This is a genomic window from Dickeya sp. Secpp 1600, assembly GCF_003049805.1.
GTDB lineage: Bacteria > Pseudomonadota > Gammaproteobacteria > Enterobacterales > Enterobacteriaceae > Dickeya > Dickeya fangzhongdai.
In genome coordinates this window covers 1,704,431-1,722,807 of sequence record NZ_CP023484.1, presented here as the reverse complement: position 1 = coordinate 1,722,807, position 18,377 = coordinate 1,704,431, and the positions used below count along the sequence as shown (strand labels likewise).

Here is an 18,377-nt window from a genome sequence, read left to right as displayed (position 1 = left end):
GGTCGCAGTCTACTGTCGCCAGCCTTTGTTATGATAACGTCAGGTGACAATACAGGGACTGATTAACAGAGAACCATGAAAGCGAAACCAGTAACGCTCAATGACGTGGCGGCTTACGCCGGGGTATCGTACCAGACAGTCTCCCGGGTGCTGAATCAAGCGCCTCATGTCTCAGACCGAACCCGGGGAAAAGTGGAGCAGGCAATGGCCGCGCTCCACTACATCCCCAACCGGGTGGCCCAGCAACTGGCGCGCCGCAGCGCCACCACCATCGGTCTGGCGACCATCGACCTGTCGCTGCACGCGCCCTCCCAAATTGCCGCCGCGATTAAAACCACCGCCAGCGAACTGGGATTCAACGTGGTGATATCCATGCTGCGCGCCGTCGATGGCAATGACGTTCAGCGCGCGGTCAATGAACTGCTGGCGCAACGGGTGGACGGCGTAATCGTCAACGTGCCGCTGGAACAGGAAGCGGCGGAGCAAATCCACCAGTTGTGCGCCGCCACGCCGGCGCTGTTTCTCGACACCTCCCCCGCCGCCGACCTGCCCAGCGTGATATTCGACCCGCATCAAGGCACCAAACTGGCTATCGATCATCTGGTGGAGCTGGGCCATCGCCGGATTGCCTTGCTTGCCGGCCCGCAAAGCTCGGTATCCGCCCGGCTGCGTTATGAAGGCTGGCAACAGGCGCTTGCGGCTCATCTGCTGACGCCCTGCGCTATGGCGGAAGGCGACTGGAGCGCCAGTTCCGGCTATCAGCAGGCGCATCTGCTGCTGGCGAATGCGGTTCGCCCGACCGCCATTGCCGTCGCCAACGATCAAATGGCGCTGGGCGTTTTGCGGGCCATCCACGAGTATGGTCTGCGGGTACCGGAACAGATCTCAGTGATCGGCTTTGACGACACCCGCGACAGCGCCTATTTCCAGCCGCCGTTGACCACCATCCGTCAGGACTTCCGGCAACTGGGCCGGGAAAGCGTCAACCGGCTGCTGGAATGCCTGCAACACCCGCACACCCCCGCCCCGCTACGGCTGAAAACCACGCTGATCCCCCGTCAGACCACCGCCGCCTGGCAACCCTCCATCCTGTCGCCGCAAGACGTAGCGCTACAGCTGATTACACTGGCGCGGCAGTTACAACGCTAATCCATTCCCCAACGCCGATTGGTTTTGTGATCGACGCCACTTTCCGGCGTCCTTGCGCTTTACTCACGCCCGGCAAGCCGCGATCCTGCCAGTAAAATTGTGAGCGGATAACAATTCTTGTTCATCCGCCAGTCGGGCGCTTTCAGCCACTCACTTTCAGCCAACAAAGGAAAGCCTGCTTTATGTCCACTGCTTCCGCTTACGTTCCTCTATCCGGCATCTCGCTGGCGGATATTCTGGCCAGACGCGACTGGGAAAACCCGGCTTGTCCTCACGCTCGCCGGCTGGACGCCCATCCGCCGTTTTCCAGCTGGCGCAGTCTCGACGCTGCGCGTGACGACCAGCCTTCCGAGCGGCGTCAGTGGCTGAATGGCGCATGGACCTTCAGCTATTTCCCGCGCCCGGAAGCGGTGCCGGAACAGTGGCTGACGCAGGATCTGACCGACGCTGACGCTATCGCCGTGCCATCCAACTGGCAGTTGGCGGGCTACGACGCGCCGATTTACACCAACATCAAATACCCGATACCGGTCAATCCGCCGTTCGTACCGCAAGACAACCCCACCGGTTGTTACTCGCTCACATTCTCAGTTAACGCCGACTGGCTGGCGCAGGGCCAGACCCGCATCGTGTTCGACGGCGTGAATTCCGCCTTTCACCTGTGGTGCAACGGCAACTGGGTCGGCTATTCCCAGGACAGCCGGCTACCGGCGGAGTTCGACCTGACGCCCTGCCTGCAGCCGGGAGAAAACCGGCTGGCGGTGATGGTGCTGCGCTGGTCTGACGGCACCTATCTGGAAGATCAGGACATGTGGCGCATGAGCGGCATTTACCGCGACGTCTACCTGCTGCATAAACCGGCGGTGCATCTGCGCGATGTGCAGATCACCACCCCGCTGCGCCACAGCTACACGCAGGGCGCGCTGTGCGTTACCGCGCAGGCTAATCTGCCGGAAGAACAGGCGCAGGCGTGGCAACTGCATGTGCAGCTGTGGCGCGGCGGGCAACTGGTGGGTGAAAGCCGCGCGCCGTTCGGCACGCCGGCGATCGATGAACGCGGCGCCTACCATGACCGCGTAAGTCTGCAACTGGAGGTGGAGCGGCCCGCACTGTGGAGCGCGGAAGAACCCAATCTGTATCGGGCGGTGGTGGCGCTGGAGCACGCCGACGGCACGCTGGCGGAAGCGGAAGCTTATGACGTCGGCTTTCGCGAGGTCGCCATCCGTAACGGCCTGCTGCTGCTCAATGGTCAGCCGCTGCTGATTCGCGGCGTCAACCGCCATGAACACCATCCGCAACGCGGTCAGGCCATTGATGAAGCGACCATGCGGCAGGACATTCTGTTAATGAAGCAGCACAACTTCAACGCGGTGCGCTGCTCCCACTATCCCAATCATCCGTTGTGGTATCGGCTATGCGACCGCTATGGCCTGTACGTGGTGGACGAGGCCAACATCGAGACTCACGGCATGCAGCCAATGAGCCGCCTGTCCGACGACCCGCGCTGGCTGCCGGCTTACGCCGAGCGCGTCACCCGCATGGTACAGCGCGATCGCAATCATCCCTGTGTCATCATCTGGTCGCTGGGCAACGAGTCTGGCTACGGCCCTACCCACAGCGCACTCTACCAATGGGTGAAACAGCAAGACCCGAGTCGGCCGGTGCAATACGAAGGCGGCGGCGCCAACACGCCCGCCACCGATATTCTGTGCCCGATGTACGCCCGGGTGGATCAGGACCAGCCGTTCCCGGCGGTGCCGAAGTGGTCGATCAAAAAATGGATCGGTCTACCGGGAGAAAACCGGCCGCTGATTCTGTGTGAATACGCGCACGCCATGGGCAACAGCTTTGGCGGATTCGACCGTTACTGGCAGGCATTCCGTCAGTATCCGCGGCTGCAAGGCGGCTTCGTCTGGGACTGGGTGGATCAGGCGCTGGTGCGTGAGCAGGATGGTAAACCGCATTGGGCTTACGGCGGCGATTTCGGCGATAAACCCAACGACCGTCAGTTCTGCCTCAACGGTCTGGTGTTCCCCGACCGCACGCCGCATCCGGCGCTGTACGAAGCCCAACGCGCCCAGCAGTTTTTCCAGTTCACCCGCCATGAGGACAACCCGCTGACACTGACCGTCACCAGCGAATACCTGTTCCGTCATAGCGATAACGAGGAGCTGCGCTGGCGCATCATGCAGGATGACGTCCAACTGGCGTCAGGCGTGGCGCCGCTCACTATCGCACCGCAGGGCTGCCAGACCTTCACTCTGCTCGAACAGTTGCCTGCGCCGCAACACCACGCCGATATGTGGCTGACGGTGGAGGTGGTTCAGCCGAACGCGACTGACTGGTCGCCCGCCGGGCACCGCTGCGCCTGGGATCAATGGCCGCTGCCGATGCCGCTGGCGTACCCGGCGTCACGCCAGGCCGACGGCGCATGTCCAACCCTGACTCGGGATGATGACTGCTTCGATATCAGCCACGGCCAGCAACGCTGGAGCTTCGACAAACGTAGCGGTCTGCTGACACAGTGGTGGCGCGACGGGCAGCCGCAGTTGCTCAGCCCGTTGCAGGACAATCTGGCGCGCGCGCCGCTGGATAACGACATCGGCATCAGCGAAGTGGACCGCATCGACCCGAACGCCTGGGTGGAACGCTGGAAGCTGGCCGGGCTGTATCAGTACCAGACCGACTGCCGACAGATCCGCGCCGATACGCTCAGCGACAGCGTGCTGATCACCACCGAACACGTCGGCCATTACCAGCAACAGGTGTTGTTCATCAGTCGCAAACAGTGGCGTATTGACGCACAAGGCGTGTTGACGGTGAATGTCGACGTGGACGTTGCCCGTCACCTGCCGCCGCTGGCGCGCATCGGCCTCTGTGGTCAACTGGCGGCGGTCAACCCACAGGTAAGCTGGCTGGGGCTGGGTCCGCACGAAAATTATCCCGACCGCCGCCTCGCCGCGCTGCACGGCCGCTGGCAGCAACCGCTGGAAGCGATGCACACGCCGTACATTTTCCCATCGGAAAACGGCCTGCGCTGCCACACCCGGGAACTGCGCTACGGCAACTGGCTTATTGAAGGCGACTTCCACTTCGGTATCGGCCGCTACAGCCTGCGACAGTTGATGGATTGCACCCATCAGCATCTGTTGCAGCCGGAGCCGGGCACCTGGCTCAATCTGGACGGATTTCACATGGGCATCGGCGGCGACGACTCCTGGAGCCCAAGCGTCGCGCCGGATTTCCTGCTGACCGCGCCCCGCTACCGTTACCAGTTGCAACTGCGGCTGCAATAATCCCGCCGGGCCGGCAGCATCACGCTACTGTCGGCCCGCTGTTTTAGCACGGCGACACAACGTAAAACGCCGTTCAATCAAAACGATCGTGTGAAAAAGTCGGCATATTGCGCACTCCCTCGCCAAACGCGTCAAAAATGTGGTTTACACCTTTGACATGCACGGCAGACCCCGTTATTATGCGCCCCGTTCAAGCGATTCCTCTGTAGTTCAGTCGGTAGAACGGCGGACTGTTAATCCGTATGTCACTGGTTCGAGTCCAGTCAGAGGAGCCAAATTCTTGTTTTCATGCATCCTTGCGAATCCCTATTTGTATATTGATTCAATAGGTTAGCGTGAAAAATCTTCCCGATGCATTTTCAGTTTTCCCTCTGCATCGGGAGAATTTGGTGGTCAGATTTGGGGTCAGGTTAGTTCGATGACGGAGTGACCCCCACATGTCTCTTAACGACTCAAAAATCCGCAACTTAAAACCATCCGCAAAACCCTTCAAAATTTCCGATTCTCTCGGTCTGTACCTTTTGGTCAATCCAGGCGGTTCACGCCTCTGGTATCTCAAATATCGCATCAACGGGAAAGAATCGCGCCTGGGTTTAGGTGCCTACCCTGATGTATCGCTGGCCGATGCGCGTCAACAGCGTGACGGCATCCGTAAGCTGCTGGCGCAGAATATCAACCCCGCGCACCAGCGGGCGGCTGAAAAAGCGCCCCGTTCACCAGAAAAATCATTCAAGGCTGTGGCGCTGGACTGGCACAAGAGCAACCGGACATGGTCAGAGAACCACGCCGCCCGTCTGCTTGCCAGCATGAACAACCATATCTTTCCGGTTATCGGGCACCTGCCCGTTACGGAGCTGAAAGCCCGTCACTTCATCGACCTGCTGAGAGGGATTGAGAAAAAAGGTTTACTGGAAGTAGCAGCCCGTACCCGGCAGCACCTGTGCAACATCATGCGCTATGCCGTGCATCAGGAACTGATAGAACACAATCCGGCGGCCAATCTGGACGGTATTATCGCCCCGCCAGTTAAACGTCACTACCCTGCCCTGCCGCTGGAGCAACTACCGGAACTGTTGACGCGCATTGAGGACTACCGGCAAGGACGGGAATTAACCCGGCTGGCCGTATCACTCACCCTGCATCTGTTTATCCGCTCCAGCGAATTGCGCTTCGCTCGCTGGTCGGAAATTGATTTCAGAAACCACATCTGGACTATTCCCGCTACCCGCAAAGCCATCCCCGGCGTACGTTATTCAGGGCGTGGCGCGAAGATGCGTACCCCGCATATCGTTCCCCTCTCCCGGCAGGCCATCGCTATTCTGAGACAGATACAGGAAATCTCCGGACATCAGGTGCTGATATTTCCCGGCGCTCACAATCCGTATAAACCGATGTGCGAAAACACGGTCAACAAGGCGTTGCGCCTGATGGGCTATGACACAAAAAATGATATCTGCGGTCACGGATTCCGGGCAATGGCCTGTAGCGCGCTGATGGAATCCAGCCTGTGGTCACAGGATGCGGTTGAGCGCCAGATGAGCCATCAAGAACGCAATAGCGTGCGAGCGGCGTACATCCACAAAGCAGAATATCTCGATGCCCGTAAAGCGATGATGCAATGGTGGTCGGATTATCTGGATATGAACCGGGAAGGATACGTTGCGCCTTATGTTTATGCGCGAGAATGCAGGGAGCGCGCAGTAAACTTTATCATCAGTTAGCAAAAAGTATTCGCTGTGACCCCCTGCACCGCAGGGGGCACACTGCATTAACCACCTCAATAGCAGTAAAAACGCAATGAGCCACGGATTCATTGCCGGAGTCAACAGTGTGCGCCCCGCCGTGACTGGCGGGGCGAGGTGTCTGGCTGTCAGGCCGACGGTTTGCTGCGCGACCAGATCAAGTGGTGCTTGCCATTCTCTTCTTCGATAAGGCGAGCATAGAGGGTTGCAGGGAAGGAAGGGTCGTCGAGCGTCACCGACAGATAAGGCCGTTCGGCCTGGCTGATTTTCCGCCAGGCTGCGCCGATGTCATAACCACCGAGGGTCTGAATGCGGAAGTCAGGGGCGTGCTCGCTGCTTTTGTCGCAGGGGATGAACCTGGCCTTGACATTCAAAGTCAGGGTGCGGACGGTGCCAGTGAAGCCGTTGTTTTGTGCGGTGAAGGTGCCGATGTTAGCCATGATGTTACTCCTTTCGGATTTTCAAGGTCGCGCCTGTCGCGTCCTTTGTGGTGATCCGAATGGCAGGAGCCGGGCTGGCCGCATCGCTTGCGACCGTAACACCGTGCAGGACCGGAAGAGGCAAAGAATTTGCTGCGCGAGGAAGGCGCTTGCGCCGGGGAAATTGTTTGCCTCTTCCGGTTGCGGCCATAAAGCCCGGCTCCTGCAAGGATTCACAACGTGCTCAAGGACGCATAGGCTGACCAAGCCGAAAGGCGCACTGGCTGACCCGGCTTCCCCGCACAACAGCTTTACCGGCTCCTCTCCTGATTCGGTCAAGGCCATCATCCCCGCGACAGGCGACATGCCCTGCAGCCAGTCCCTCGGTGCAAACAGCCTATGGCGTCAACCCGGTCATCAGGCCGGACGGCATATTGGTGACGCATCCTTCATGACTGCAACACCATCATCGCCAGTGTCAAAAACGGCAAGCATCCATGCAACCTGACGCAGCAAGCTATGGCAAACGAAAACGCCCCGCCAATTACGATGGATAACCTTTTAAGACTGAAAAGATGCCAATTACCCTTTCTATACACTCAAAAATACCGGAACTAACACGTAATAACCAATAATGACAGCAGTACATCTATTTTTATGACAAACTGCATCACTTTAAGTAAAAATTTCATTCTATAAATTCAATCTGGCAGAACAGTTCTGGGCTGTCCATGCCAGTGAAACAATGTGATGACATCCATTCATAAAACTAAAGAATACATATCTCAGATGCTGTGGTGGTGCTACCACTGCAGGCGGTAGCCCACTTGTGATACAAGGTTATCTCATTCCTTGTGGATTTTTATTTTCTTTCTTAAAAGATAAAAAAATAAAAATGACATACTCTGGTCATTCTAACTAAACCTCTTCCACGCCATGAATATTTATATATAAAAGTTTAACGTTATACACGGTGATTTTATTAACCCCCAGTTATTCCCTACGCACAGGAAAGGTTGTCATGCTGAAGGAGATTACATCATGCAAAAACAGACCTTCCTTTTAAACACAAAGAGCAGTATGCCTGAATGGATGACGATACAGGAGGCTATCAGAATAACGAAGAAAACAACAAAAATAGAACTGACGGACAGTGATATTTATCGCCATGCTTTATATGGCAATATCAGCCTTTCCATCTACTTCCAGTCACCGATTGTTTTACGAAAAATACGAACATTGGATAATAAATTGAAGCTACGCCCGGTCGGGCACTCATTCATCGACCGACTCTGTTTGCTCGATCGAAACAGTTTCCTTGGCAAACGAAATCTTATTCTCAGTACCGAGGGACGATACATTACTCCCACCCAGCCAATTATCGACACACTATTAGCGGGACATGAGTACGTTATGGTACAACGCTTGCTTGCCCGCTCCCTGCACATTCCATTACCACACATCGGTGAGAATGAGATCAATTACGGTATATCGGTAACTCTTTCAGGAGAGATATTTCAGGTATTCGAAAAGATCACATGGCAGGAAAGAATAAACCAGAAAATCATGCGACTTCCTGAGAAAATGTGGGCTGATATTTATCAAGAGATTCAACAACAAGGCATGAATCCAAACCTCCGAAAGGATTACTTTCCGGTTCACGACCTACCGCAAGATGCCTGCTTTGTCATCCGGCATACTGAACTGGAAAAGCTAATCAACATGCCGACCAAAAACCAAACATCCTCGTCATCTTCCACACGGATATCCACGCCGTTATCACGATTATTCTGGCTCGCCTGTAAACATCATGAGGCCATTAGCCCATTAATCAGGCAGCCCTATAAAATGTTGTCCATTTTTGAGCAATGGGCATCAACAGATGGTATCACCGACCATCTGAGTGGTGACACACTAAAAACTGCACTGGAGAGAGGATCCCCAACATCCATTTCGGGATCTGGTTAATAGAGTACGTCCTCATTCAATCCAGGCTGTGTCTCTTAATCACCTGCCTGGTGGAAAATCATACAGCGATGGCAAGTGACGGCAGTGGAAATGTACGAAATTGATTCATAAACGAATGAATTTAATACATTTCTTCACCATCACCAGTGATGTCTAAATTAAGGGACACAGCCTGATATATGATCGTTGAACTAAACAGCATAAAAAGCAGCCGGAAGGATCGTTGGGATCGCTTCCGGCCTTGTCAATATCAAGCAGGGAATTTCCCATTTTTATATGACTGCCAAAGATAGTTTATAGGCCAGCCATTAGTATTTCCCTTCAATATGTCTTTCGCTATTATTTCAATATCATCTGATATTCTTGATGCAATTTCAGGCTCTTTGACAATCTTAAATGAAAGTTTAAAAGATTTTTCACGAAGGATATCGATGAAATCTAAATCATCCTTACTAAAAACCTCTTTTTCCAATCTATTGAAATTATTCATCCACTCCGAATCAAATGTTTTTGAATCGCGAGAATCCAATGCATTGTCTACATCCAGATTTTTTAAGAAATCAAAAAATGATGGCGAAGATAACACATTTTCCATGTCTATAAGATTACTATTAATCATTACATCAACCCTTGTTTGGTAAGCCAGTTTTCAATTAGGTCTACGGCTTGGCTCGGTGTTACATTTGAACCCAATATATGTGTACCATTTGGAGAGCGAACATCCACTTTGATATCGTCCAAACTCGAATACGCTTTCTTATAAGCATCAAACAACTCTTTGTCAGAACCAGCAAAATCACCTTGCCTTGGGCCTACATATTTTCTTTCTGCATCATGCATTCGCCAATGGTCATGTTCTGGCTCTTTACCCCTAGGAAATAAAGTCGGGCGGGTTTTATCGGAGCGTGCAACCTCAAAAGGCCTTCCCTGTGATTTTCTTACGGATGGAACGTGATGACCTGATTCACTAACACCCATACATTTCTTACCGTTTAGACCTAAAGGGTCAATACCGCTTATAGGGTTGTATACATACCCGTAATTACTCTCCCCCCCCAGCACCCCTATAGGGTCTGGCGAGACATAACACCCACCGGCCGGGTCGTAGTACCGAAAGCGGTTATAGCACAGCCCGCTTTCGCTGTCACGGAGCTGCCCGGCGAAGGCCAGGCCGGGGTCCGGACTTTCCGATTTTTCTGCCTGACGCTGGCCCCACAGCGTAGCTTTCGGCGCCTGCCAGCGCAGGGTGCCGTCCGGTGTGAATAGCGCCTGCGGCACGCCGTTCTGGCTGCTGGTCACAAAATCCGTTTCCCAGTCGCCGCCGGTGTGCTGGCGCTGCTGTACCACCAGCTCCCAGCCGTTGTAGACCCAGTGACGACGGGCCACCAGTTGGCCGTGGCGGTAGTGGCGGATTTCCGCTATCTGGTCGCCGTCCCACTGGTAGCGAATTTCTTCGGCTTTCTGGTCACAGCGTTTGCCCACCCGGCGGCCGAACGGGTCGTAGCGGTACAGCCAGCGTTCCCCTGTCGGCGTGTCCACCACCCGCATCTGGTTGCGGCTGTCCCAGCGGTACTGCCACACCTGCGGGCGGTAGCCCGGCTGCAACACCTGTTTTTTCACCAGTCGACCCGCCTTGTCGTACTGGTAGTGGGTGTCATCGCGCTGAATCAGCCGCCCGGCCTGCCATTCGGTAAGCCGTCCCGCCTCCTGCGGCAGGCCGCTGCGGGTGTACTGGTAGCGGGCGGTGGTGTCCACGATTTTGCCCGCGCCACCGCGCAGGACTTCCTGCACCCGGCCGGTGGCATCCAGCCGGTAGCCTTCAGCCTCGCGGTTGTGGCGCACCCCGGTCAGGTTACCGGCACCGTCGTAGCGGTATTCCCGCGTCTGTGCTGGTTGCAGGTGACCGTCGTGCTGGGCGCCGCTTTGCTCCCGCGTCAGCCAGCCCATCACGTCGTATTCGCGCCGCTGCACAAACCCGCTGCCGCCGCTACGGAGCGATTCCCGGCCCGCTGCGTCATGGGTCAGCGTCAGCTCGGCGCCGTCCGGCAACTGCACCTGCCGCAGTTCGCCGGTACGGGTGTAATGGAACAGGCTGGTGAGTGGGGCAAGAGCGTGTGCGGTATCGTCCGCATCGCCGTCCCACGCCAGGGTGCGGGTGACGGTGCGGGCCGCATCATCGTACTGGCGGGTGAGCAGCGTGCCGTTGTGCCATTCGCGCACCACCCGGTCGCGCAGGTCGTAGTCCAGCTGCACATGGGCGGTGGCTGACGAGACTTCGGTCAGGCGGCCCACCGCGTCATAGCGGTAGTGCAGGCTGTCATCCGGCGCGGTTTCACGCAACAGCAGGCCGCGGGCGTCGTAGAGGAAGTGACGGGTGTCGCCTTCGCCGTTGCGCACGCTGATGCACAGGCCGTCCTCGTCGTAGCCGTAATGGGTCTCGGTGCCGGTCATGTCACGCTCGCGGATGACCCGCCCGTCGGCATCCAGCCACCACTGCCAGCGGCTGCCGTCCGGGGCAATAACCGTTGTCAGTTGCTGGCTCTCTTTATCGTACGCGTAGTGCCAGGTGCGGCCTTCGGCGTCGGTACGTGCGGTCAGCAGGTCGAACGGGCCAAAGGTCTGACGCCACAGCGCGCCGTTGCCGTCCACATAACTCAGCAGGTTGTTGTGGCGGTCGTACTGGCGCTGCTCTTCCCTGTCGTCCGGGCGTATCAGCTGCTCCGGCAGCGTCCAGCTGGCCCGGCGGTAGCCGAGCCGGAAACGGGCACCGTCCGCCCGTTGCCACTGCACCACCCGGTCCTGCCCGTCGTAGCGTAACTGCCGGGTGCGGCTCTCGGCGTCGGTGGCGCTCAGCAGCCGCTGACGGTGGTCGTACTGTAACCGGGCCTGTACGTCACCGGCGGCGTCGCTGACCTGGGTCAGCAGGCCGTAGCGGTTCCAGGTGAATCGTACCTCGCTGGCATCCGGCCCGGTGAGCCGCTCCGGGTTACCCTCGGCGTCATACACCCAGCTCCACTCGCGTCCCAGCGGGTCGGTGACGCCGCACAGCCGCAGCGCGTCGTCATAGTCGTACTGCCACTGGTGGCCGCTGGCGTCGGTAAAGGTGCTGACCCGCCCGGTATCGTCCAGATAGCCGAATTCGACCACCCGCCCGGCGGGCGAGATTTCCCGCAGCAGGTTGCCAACCTCGTCGTAGTCGTAGCGGGTGACGTGACCGAGCGGGGATGTTTCCCAGCTCATCAGGTGCAGCTCGTTAAAGCCGAATTCGCTGCGCTGGCCGAGGCCATCGGTCATCACCACCCGGTCGGGGTGGTAGTCGAAGCGGGCGGTCAGAAAACCGTCGGCGCAGGTGGTGTAGACGCAGCGCCCCTGTGCGTCGTATTCGTAGCGCGCCCAGGTCTGGTCGTGGTCGTGCCAGCGGGTCAGCCGATGGACGGTGTCGTACTCGTAGTACAGGTGATAGGCCTGGGTGGCGTTGGCCTCAATCAGCCGGCCCTGTTCGTCCTGACGGTATTCGGCCAGCAACGTTTTCTGGCTGCCGTCGGTGCGCTGAATCTGGTGCAGGAATTCACCCTGCCATACCAGCAGCAGGGTAACGCCGTCGCTGTGGCGCAACTGGCGCAGGTAGCCTTTCGGGTCGCGCACCAGCTCGATGCGGTTGTCGTGGGTATCGCGCAGGGCGGACAGCAGCCGGCGCTCGCCCTGTACCACGCTAAAATCGCGCCAGGTCTGCTGGTCGCGGTGCCACAGGCTGAAACCGTCGCCCCGGCGGTGCAGGGTAAACTCCGGGTAGTGCGGGCAGTACACCGCCTGCACGTCCTGATGGAAGGTGAAATCGATGTCGTAACCCTGCGCCAGCGTGATGACCACGTGGGTGTTGAGGCCGTCGCGCGTTACCGTCGCCACCTCGCTCCCGCTGTCATGCCAGCCGCGGCCCAGCAGCCCGACATGCACGGAGGCAGAGCGGTAGGTGCGTTCGAACACCAGCGGCAGCGTCTGACCCAGTTCGATATCGGTACGGGATTCAATCACCTCGCCGCTGGCGATGTAGACCGGGTCTTTGAGGAAGCCGCGCACCGCTTCCGTGACACGCGACAGCCCCTTGTTGCTGCGAAACCCCTCACTGGCACATTTAACGGCGCTTTTCAGTCCTTCCAGCGTTTTCAGCGCCCCGACACGCATCCCCCGCAGCACCGCCATCGGCCCGCGGGTGAACAACTTGCCCAGCCCTCTGAACATGCCGCGGCTGGGCGGCACCAGAAACTCCACCGCAATCAGCAGCGCTCGTTGCAGGGCGGTAAACTCTTCGGCTATCTCCAGATAGGTGCCCTGACCCGAGCCGAAGAATACCGTCGAGGCGCCTTCCTTGAGGGTGGCGCCGCACACCGTCTTGTCGTCAATGCGGGCGGCCGGCGCGTCGTTCACAAATACCGACTCGCTGCCCTGGGCTATCAACTGCGGACCACTGTGCCGGGTGCAGGCGACGGCATCCTGGGTGGCGCGGGCCACCGGCTGCTTTTCGACAAATACGTTGCCCGAGCCGGACGCCACCGGCCCGAACGACGGCGAGCCGCTGTCCACCATCGCCGAGACCTTGCTGGACACCGAGTCTATCAGCCCGCCCAGCAAACTGACCGCACCAAACCCGGCGGCCAGTTTCACCACCCCCACCACCAGCGCCGCGCCCATACCGCCGGTGCCGATGACGGCGACCGCCACCGCCGCCGCCGCTGCCGCTGCCACGGCAAACACGGCCGCCGCCACCAGCGCCCCGGCAATCGCCCCGAAGATGGCGCCTTTAAAACTCTTGTGCTTGATGGTCTTGCCCGGCGAGGTCGGCGGCTTGCCCTGACAGGGCTGTGGCCGGTCGGCGGGCGGGTTGGGTCGATTACCGGCGTGCATGGCCCCCACCCGGGCCACCCGGCTCAGAATATCGTTCAGCATCGTGACTCCCTTCAGGACGCGGCGGTAAACGTCTCAATCACCGCCAGCAGGGCGGTTTTCTGTTCATCCTTCAGTTCGCCGGCGGCGGTAAGGGTAAAGGTCAGCAACAGCTCGCCGCGTACCTGCATCACCACCACCTGATGCATGGGGCCTTCCGGCGAGCGCCAGCTGTACTCCAGCCCGCGTGCAGGTTGACCATCCAGCGTCAGTTCCCAGGCGGCACGCTCCTGATAGCCCTTCAGGTGGGCGGAAAACTGTGACAGCGTCTGTTCATAGACGGTGTCCGGCGACAGGCCGAACTCAATCGGCGTGCGGTTGACCACCAGATTGGCGGTATCGCCCGGCAGCACAAACACGTGCAACGACTCGTCGCGCCAGCCCGTCGGAATAGCCAGGGTGCCTTCGTTCATCTGATACATACGTTGCGTTTCCCTTAGTTCAAATCGATACGGGTGCCGTTCAGCACCAGTCCTTTACCGGTAATGGCAATGTTGCCGTCCTTATCAATGGCGATGTAGCCGCCGGCGGTGGCAATCAGGATGTCGCCGCTCTGGGACTGGATGGCGATATTGTTTTTCACCTGCAGCGACTCGTTGTCGTTGACGGTGGTGTTGCGGTTTTGGGTGACGGCGACGGTCTGCTCGCCCTGAATCTCGGTGACCTGATTTTCCTTCACCGACACCGTCTGGTTGTGCTGCACCACCACCGTCTGGTCGCCGCCCACGTTCTCGGTATGATTGGCATTCACCGCCGTGCTGCGGTTGTTCAGCACCACGGTGTTCATGTCCTTCTGGGCGTGGATAAACACCTCTTCCTGCCCGGCCTGGTCTTCAAAGCGCAGCTCGTTGAACCCGGCTCCTTTATGGGTACTGGTGCGCAGCGAGGTGCGGGTCTTGTTCGCCGGCAGCGGATACGGCGACGGGTTGGTGGCGTGAAAGGTGCGCCCGGTGACGATGGGCTGGTCCGGGTCGCCTTCCAGAAAGCTCACCACCACTTCATGACCGATGCGCGGAATGGCAATCAGCCCGTACTGGCCGCCGGCCCAGCCCTGGCTCACCCGCACCCAGCACGAACTCTGGTCGTCGCTGGCGCCGTAGCGGTCCCACGGGAACTGCAGCTTTATCCGGCCAAATTCGTCGCAGTAAATCTCTTCGCCCGCCGGGCCGACCACGGTGGCAATCTGCGGGCCGTCCACCATCGGCTTGTACGGCAACGCCGCCCGCCAGGTGGTGGTGGCTTTTACCACCTCGAAACTGTTGCTGAGCGTGGTCGGCTCGCCACCACTTTCTTCCTCCAGCGCCTGCGGCTGCTGGCCGCTGTGGGTCACCGCCACCACCTGCCAGGCGAGATTGAACGCCGGATTCGGGTGTTCGGTGAGGGTAAAGGTGCTGCCCGGCATCAGTTCGGCGGCGTTGGATTCGCCGCTGCCGGTCATGGCGCCGGCGCGCAGCGCGTCCAGCCGGTAGCCGGTAAACGCCTTGCCGCTCGGGTCCTGTTTGAAGCGGCCGGGGTAGTCGAAGTGCTGGTAGGATTCACGCTGATGGCCCAGCTCGCTGCTCATCCTGTTGTGCAGCAGCCCGTAGGCCGGGGTTTTGAAGCTGTAGTCCTTCAGCGCCACCTCGGCGGTGCTCACCGCTTCGGCATAACGGAAACGCCGCACATACGCCCCTTCGCTCAGCCCCTGCGTCGCCAGGTTGAAGAACAGCTCGGGGCCTTTGGACAGCGCGCCGGCGTCGTCGGCGAACACCACCCGGTGCTTGCCGGCGTCGAACTCGTGGAAGTAGAACAGCCCTTCTTCCGCCGCCAGTCGGTTGATGAACGCCAGATCGCTTTCGCGGTATTGCACGCAGTACTCGCGCACCGCGTGCTCATGACGCAGGGCGAAGGCGTAATCGGTAATCCCGGCTTCTTCCAGCAGGGTACTGATAATCGCGTCCGGCTTCTGGGTCTGGAAGATACGGGCGTTGGTGCGCAGACCGAGCCGCCACAGCGCCGGGCGCACGTCCGCCTGATAACGGGTGCGACGAAAGCCGGTGTCGCCCTGGGCAAAGCGGCTGACGATACCGCTGACCCGGCGCTGCAGTTCGCCGTCGTACCACACCATCAATTCGCACGGCTGGTCCAGCACCGCGCCGAAGTCGATGCCGGGCTGGCTGCTGGCCAGATTCAGCGACAGGGCGAACGGCTGGTTCAGCGCCTCGTCGAGTTCAAAATCCACCACCGCGAAGGTACTCTCCGGCAGCGCGCCGATTTTTACGGTGAACTGAAGTCCTGTACTGTTGGCCACCTTGCTTCCTCCTTACGTCCCCGACCTGCTTCCGCACTCAGCGATGGCTGCCGCCACGGCTCAGTACAGACTGAAAACAGCAAAACCCGGACCGCAGTCCGGGTTAAGGCGGCATTACGCTTCGATAGGCGCACGCCAGTCATCAGAGCCGGACGTCCCGGCAACGGTGTGCTCCCAGTCCACCTTGCGGTAGGCCAGCGACACTTCGATAAGCTGGGTGTAATCCTGTTTGGACGGGTCCTGGCAGTGCGGCATCTGGTTGTTGATGTCGACAATGGTGGCGTCGGTGAGGGTGGTGGTGAAAAAATGCTCCTGCTTGCCTTCCACGGAAGTGCGGTACCACTTCAGGGTCACGGTCGGCAGCATTTCGCCGGAGGCCAGCGCGTTATACAGCAGCGGCACGGCCTTGTTCAGGGCGACGGTGAATTTGAACGGTTTGTGCACACGCTGACCGGACGGCTGGCCGGACTGCGGGTCGGTCGGCACAGTGACGATGTGGTTGAATTCCTGTACCAGCATCTCGTCTTCGTGGCCCTGCACGTAGATGTTGCCGACGGAGTCGGAGGTGAAGGCACCGGCAGTGATATTGCCCTGAGTTTTACCTTCGATGCTGATATAGCATGGAGTTGGCATAGTCTTGCTCCTTGTTGTTGAACATGTGTTTGACTTCACGGTTCATAAAGCAATGACTATGCCACTTTTTATTTCATTGTTTTAAAAGGGGAAAATCATATCGCCATTTTCCCTAAGTCAAATTTGAGCAAAAAGTTGCGCAGACTTCCCGAAAAAACGGCATCCATTGCGCAAACAGGGATTTATGCTGGAAAGTGAGCAAGAAGTTGCGCAGATTTTGCGATCATTCTGTGGGAGGGTGTTTTATGAGCTATCGGCGTCTGATTTTTTGTGAGTGTTATCACGTTTTTGGTTTTGTGCGATCGTTGGGGGAGAGATAAACAGTAAGCAGGGGACAGTGCATTCCACTCTGTTCACGGGTATCAGGTAACGGTATCGCACTTTAGCTAACTAACTCCGCATGTTCTCTCATGTTTATACAATCCAGGCAGTGAAGCGGGGTCCATCAGAGAAAAAAGATGGCAAGGTTACAACCAGAAAGTGATGGAGCAGCGCTTGATAGGCGTTTTGTTGTGAGTATTCCAGTTGGTGCTTCTAAACTTCTGCTTTACTGTCAGGATGAAGCGTGATCTGATCCTGTCATCTGGCAAAAGCTCGACTTATTCAACAAAGCCCCGCTATCCTTCAATCCTTCGCTCATTGAGAGCCTCCAATAACAGATCAAGTTGTTCTGAAAGGATAAAAGAGAGATTATCCCGAATTCCTTGATGGTCAGAATCAATCAGCAACCATATCAACACCCGGCAACGGTAAATCAACTCAAGCGCACATGGCGGCGGAAGTGGATCGTTATACATCGCAGTTACCCCCCTCTTTAGCTGGTAGGAACAACCAGACTGTCCGATATCTCCTAATGAATGGATCGTTGCTCTCCTGCAAAGTCTGACTGGCTCAAGTCATTATGGGTCGTAAATGCCGTGGAGACAAGTTAAAGGAAGCGAGATGATAACTAGATGCAAAGAGTTTCCGGAAAAAACGATCCTGCTCACGCCTTGCCACTTTTGGGACAAACTATCCGTCAGCGGAGAGAACTTCTAGGTTTGTCGCAGGAAAATCTGGCAAGTGCCACAGGTATTGATCGCAGCCACATGGGCCGAATCGAGCGAGGTGAACGCAATGTTACCCTGCTGAATTTGTTACGCATTGCGGATGCGCTTGAGTGGAGTCTGGAACAGCTTTTTGCTGCTGCTAAACTCTGATGCAATTAGAGTTGATGGCACAAGTACAACTTTAACCTGTACTATCAATAATCCCTGCAAGGTCAACGTAGTAGGCCGGAATATTACAGGTCGCTGAGTTAAAAAGTCACTCCCCCTATCCTATATTCTCTGCGGCATCCACTCCTCGACTTATTGAGTCCAACGAAAACCAACAGGTATATCTGCACCTCATGAACGAAGACTGGCCCGATAGCATCGGGCCACAGAGTACAGAGGTAAACCAGGATAAAGTTGAACAAAAATCACACTGGCAAGTGTGATTCAGATATTAAAGGGACACGCCTATTGCTGCCCTTCTCTACCCGGTTCGGCACAGGCGTGGCTAACTGTCGGCCGGGGGATATTTTTCCTGATCAGACCGGAGACGAGAGCGTGGGGTGCGCGGGATTAACCGCCCCTGCTCGTCAAAATAGCGGCTCGGCCAAATCTCATAGGCCGGCACCCCTAGTGCCTCGGCAATCAGCAGTTCCCCTTTGGGCCACGGACGGATAAGCGCATTCCCCAGCGTTGAGGAATTCAACCCCGCTGCCCGCGACACGGCGGCCAACGTGGTCCCACGTTTGTGAAGCCTGGCAATGATGTCGGCAGAATGCCAGTCGATTTTAACCATTTTATTTACCTCATTCAAAGACTTGAAGTCCGACAAGGATAAGTGGATGCATATCATCTTTAGTAAATCTAAAGATGATTCATCTTAAGGAATGCTAAAGATGCTGTCA

12 protein-coding genes and 1 tRNA gene are annotated in these 18,377 nt (G+C 57.5%); 6 read left to right on the top strand and 7 right to left on the bottom strand.

Going from position 1 to position 18,377, the window contains the following annotated elements:
• Window positions 1-75: 75 nt before the first annotated feature.
• The 4 genes from CPA59_RS07730 to CPA59_RS07715 all read left to right on the top strand — a co-directional run bounded on the left by CPA59_RS07730 (window position 76) and on the right by CPA59_RS07715 (window position 6,166).
• A complete protein-coding gene (locus CPA59_RS07730; RefSeq protein WP_100849264.1) occupies window positions 76-1,149 on the top strand; it encodes a LacI family DNA-binding transcriptional regulator in 1,074 nt (357 codons plus the stop codon).
• A gap of 182 nt (window positions 1,150-1,331) precedes the next feature.
• Window positions 1,332-4,445 (top strand): beta-galactosidase, encoded by a 3,114-nt coding sequence (locus CPA59_RS07725; RefSeq protein WP_107759004.1) that lies wholly within the window; start codon window positions 1,332-1,334, stop codon window positions 4,443-4,445.
• A gap of 199 nt (window positions 4,446-4,644) precedes the next feature.
• Window positions 4,645-4,720 (top strand) — tRNA-Asn (locus CPA59_RS07720).
• A gap of 162 nt (window positions 4,721-4,882) precedes the next feature.
• Window positions 4,883-6,166, top strand: coding sequence for an integrase arm-type DNA-binding domain-containing protein (locus CPA59_RS07715; protein WP_107759003.1), 1,284 nt, complete (start codon window positions 4,883-4,885; stop codon window positions 6,164-6,166).
• A 149-nt stretch (window positions 6,167-6,315) separates the two neighbouring features.
• Here CPA59_RS07715 and CPA59_RS07710 read toward each other — a convergent pair whose 3' ends face one another.
• Window positions 6,316-6,627, bottom strand: coding sequence for a DUF736 domain-containing protein (locus CPA59_RS07710; protein ID WP_107759002.1), 312 nt, complete (start codon window positions 6,625-6,627; stop codon window positions 6,316-6,318).
• A gap of 1,020 nt (window positions 6,628-7,647) precedes the next feature.
• On the opposite strand from CPA59_RS07710, the gene CPA59_RS07700 reads away from it, so the two are divergent.
• A complete protein-coding gene (locus CPA59_RS07700) occupies window positions 7,648-8,574 on the top strand; it encodes a hypothetical protein (RefSeq protein WP_107759000.1) in 927 nt (308 codons plus the stop codon).
• A 250-nt stretch (window positions 8,575-8,824) separates the two neighbouring features.
• Here the strand turns inward: CPA59_RS07700 and CPA59_RS07695 are convergent, their stop codons facing one another.
• The 5 genes from CPA59_RS07695 to CPA59_RS07675 form a co-directional block, all read right to left on the bottom strand.
• Window positions 8,825-9,193 carry a hypothetical protein gene (locus tag CPA59_RS07695; protein ID WP_107758999.1) on the bottom strand — a complete coding sequence of 123 codons (369 nt, stop codon included), beginning with the start codon at window positions 9,191-9,193 and terminating at the stop codon, window positions 8,825-8,827.
• A complete protein-coding gene (locus CPA59_RS07690; protein WP_107758998.1) occupies window positions 9,193-13,518 on the bottom strand; it encodes an RHS repeat-associated core domain-containing protein in 4,326 nt (1,441 codons plus the stop codon). The genes CPA59_RS07695 and CPA59_RS07690 overlap by 1 nt, the downstream gene beginning before the upstream one ends.
• A gap of 11 nt (window positions 13,519-13,529) precedes the next feature.
• Window positions 13,530-13,937 carry a DUF1795 domain-containing protein gene (locus CPA59_RS07685; RefSeq protein ID WP_038920648.1) on the bottom strand — a complete coding sequence of 136 codons (408 nt, stop codon included), beginning with the start codon at window positions 13,935-13,937 and terminating at the stop codon, window positions 13,530-13,532.
• A gap of 14 nt (window positions 13,938-13,951) precedes the next feature.
• Window positions 13,952-15,805 (bottom strand): type VI secretion system tip protein VgrG, encoded by a 1,854-nt coding sequence (tssI, locus tag CPA59_RS07680; protein WP_107758485.1) that lies wholly within the window; start codon window positions 15,803-15,805, stop codon window positions 13,952-13,954.
• Between the two features lie 114 nt (window positions 15,806-15,919).
• Window positions 15,920-16,438, bottom strand: a complete 519-nt coding sequence (locus tag CPA59_RS07675) for an Hcp family type VI secretion system effector (RefSeq protein ID WP_038918397.1) — start codon at window positions 16,436-16,438, stop codon at window positions 15,920-15,922.
• 953 nt (window positions 16,439-17,391) lie between these two features.
• Between CPA59_RS07675 and CPA59_RS07670 the strand changes: the two genes are divergently transcribed.
• The gene (locus tag CPA59_RS07670; protein WP_012769232.1) at window positions 17,392-17,637 is read left to right on the top strand and encodes a helix-turn-helix domain-containing protein; all 246 of its coding nucleotides are present in this window, start codon (window positions 17,392-17,394) and stop codon (window positions 17,635-17,637) included.
• A gap of 343 nt (window positions 17,638-17,980) precedes the next feature.
• Here the strand turns inward: CPA59_RS07670 and CPA59_RS07665 are convergent, their stop codons facing one another.
• Window positions 17,981-18,268, bottom strand: coding sequence for a helix-turn-helix transcriptional regulator (locus CPA59_RS07665; RefSeq protein WP_042857867.1), 288 nt, complete (start codon window positions 18,266-18,268; stop codon window positions 17,981-17,983).
• Window positions 18,269-18,377: the final 109 nt, after the last annotated feature.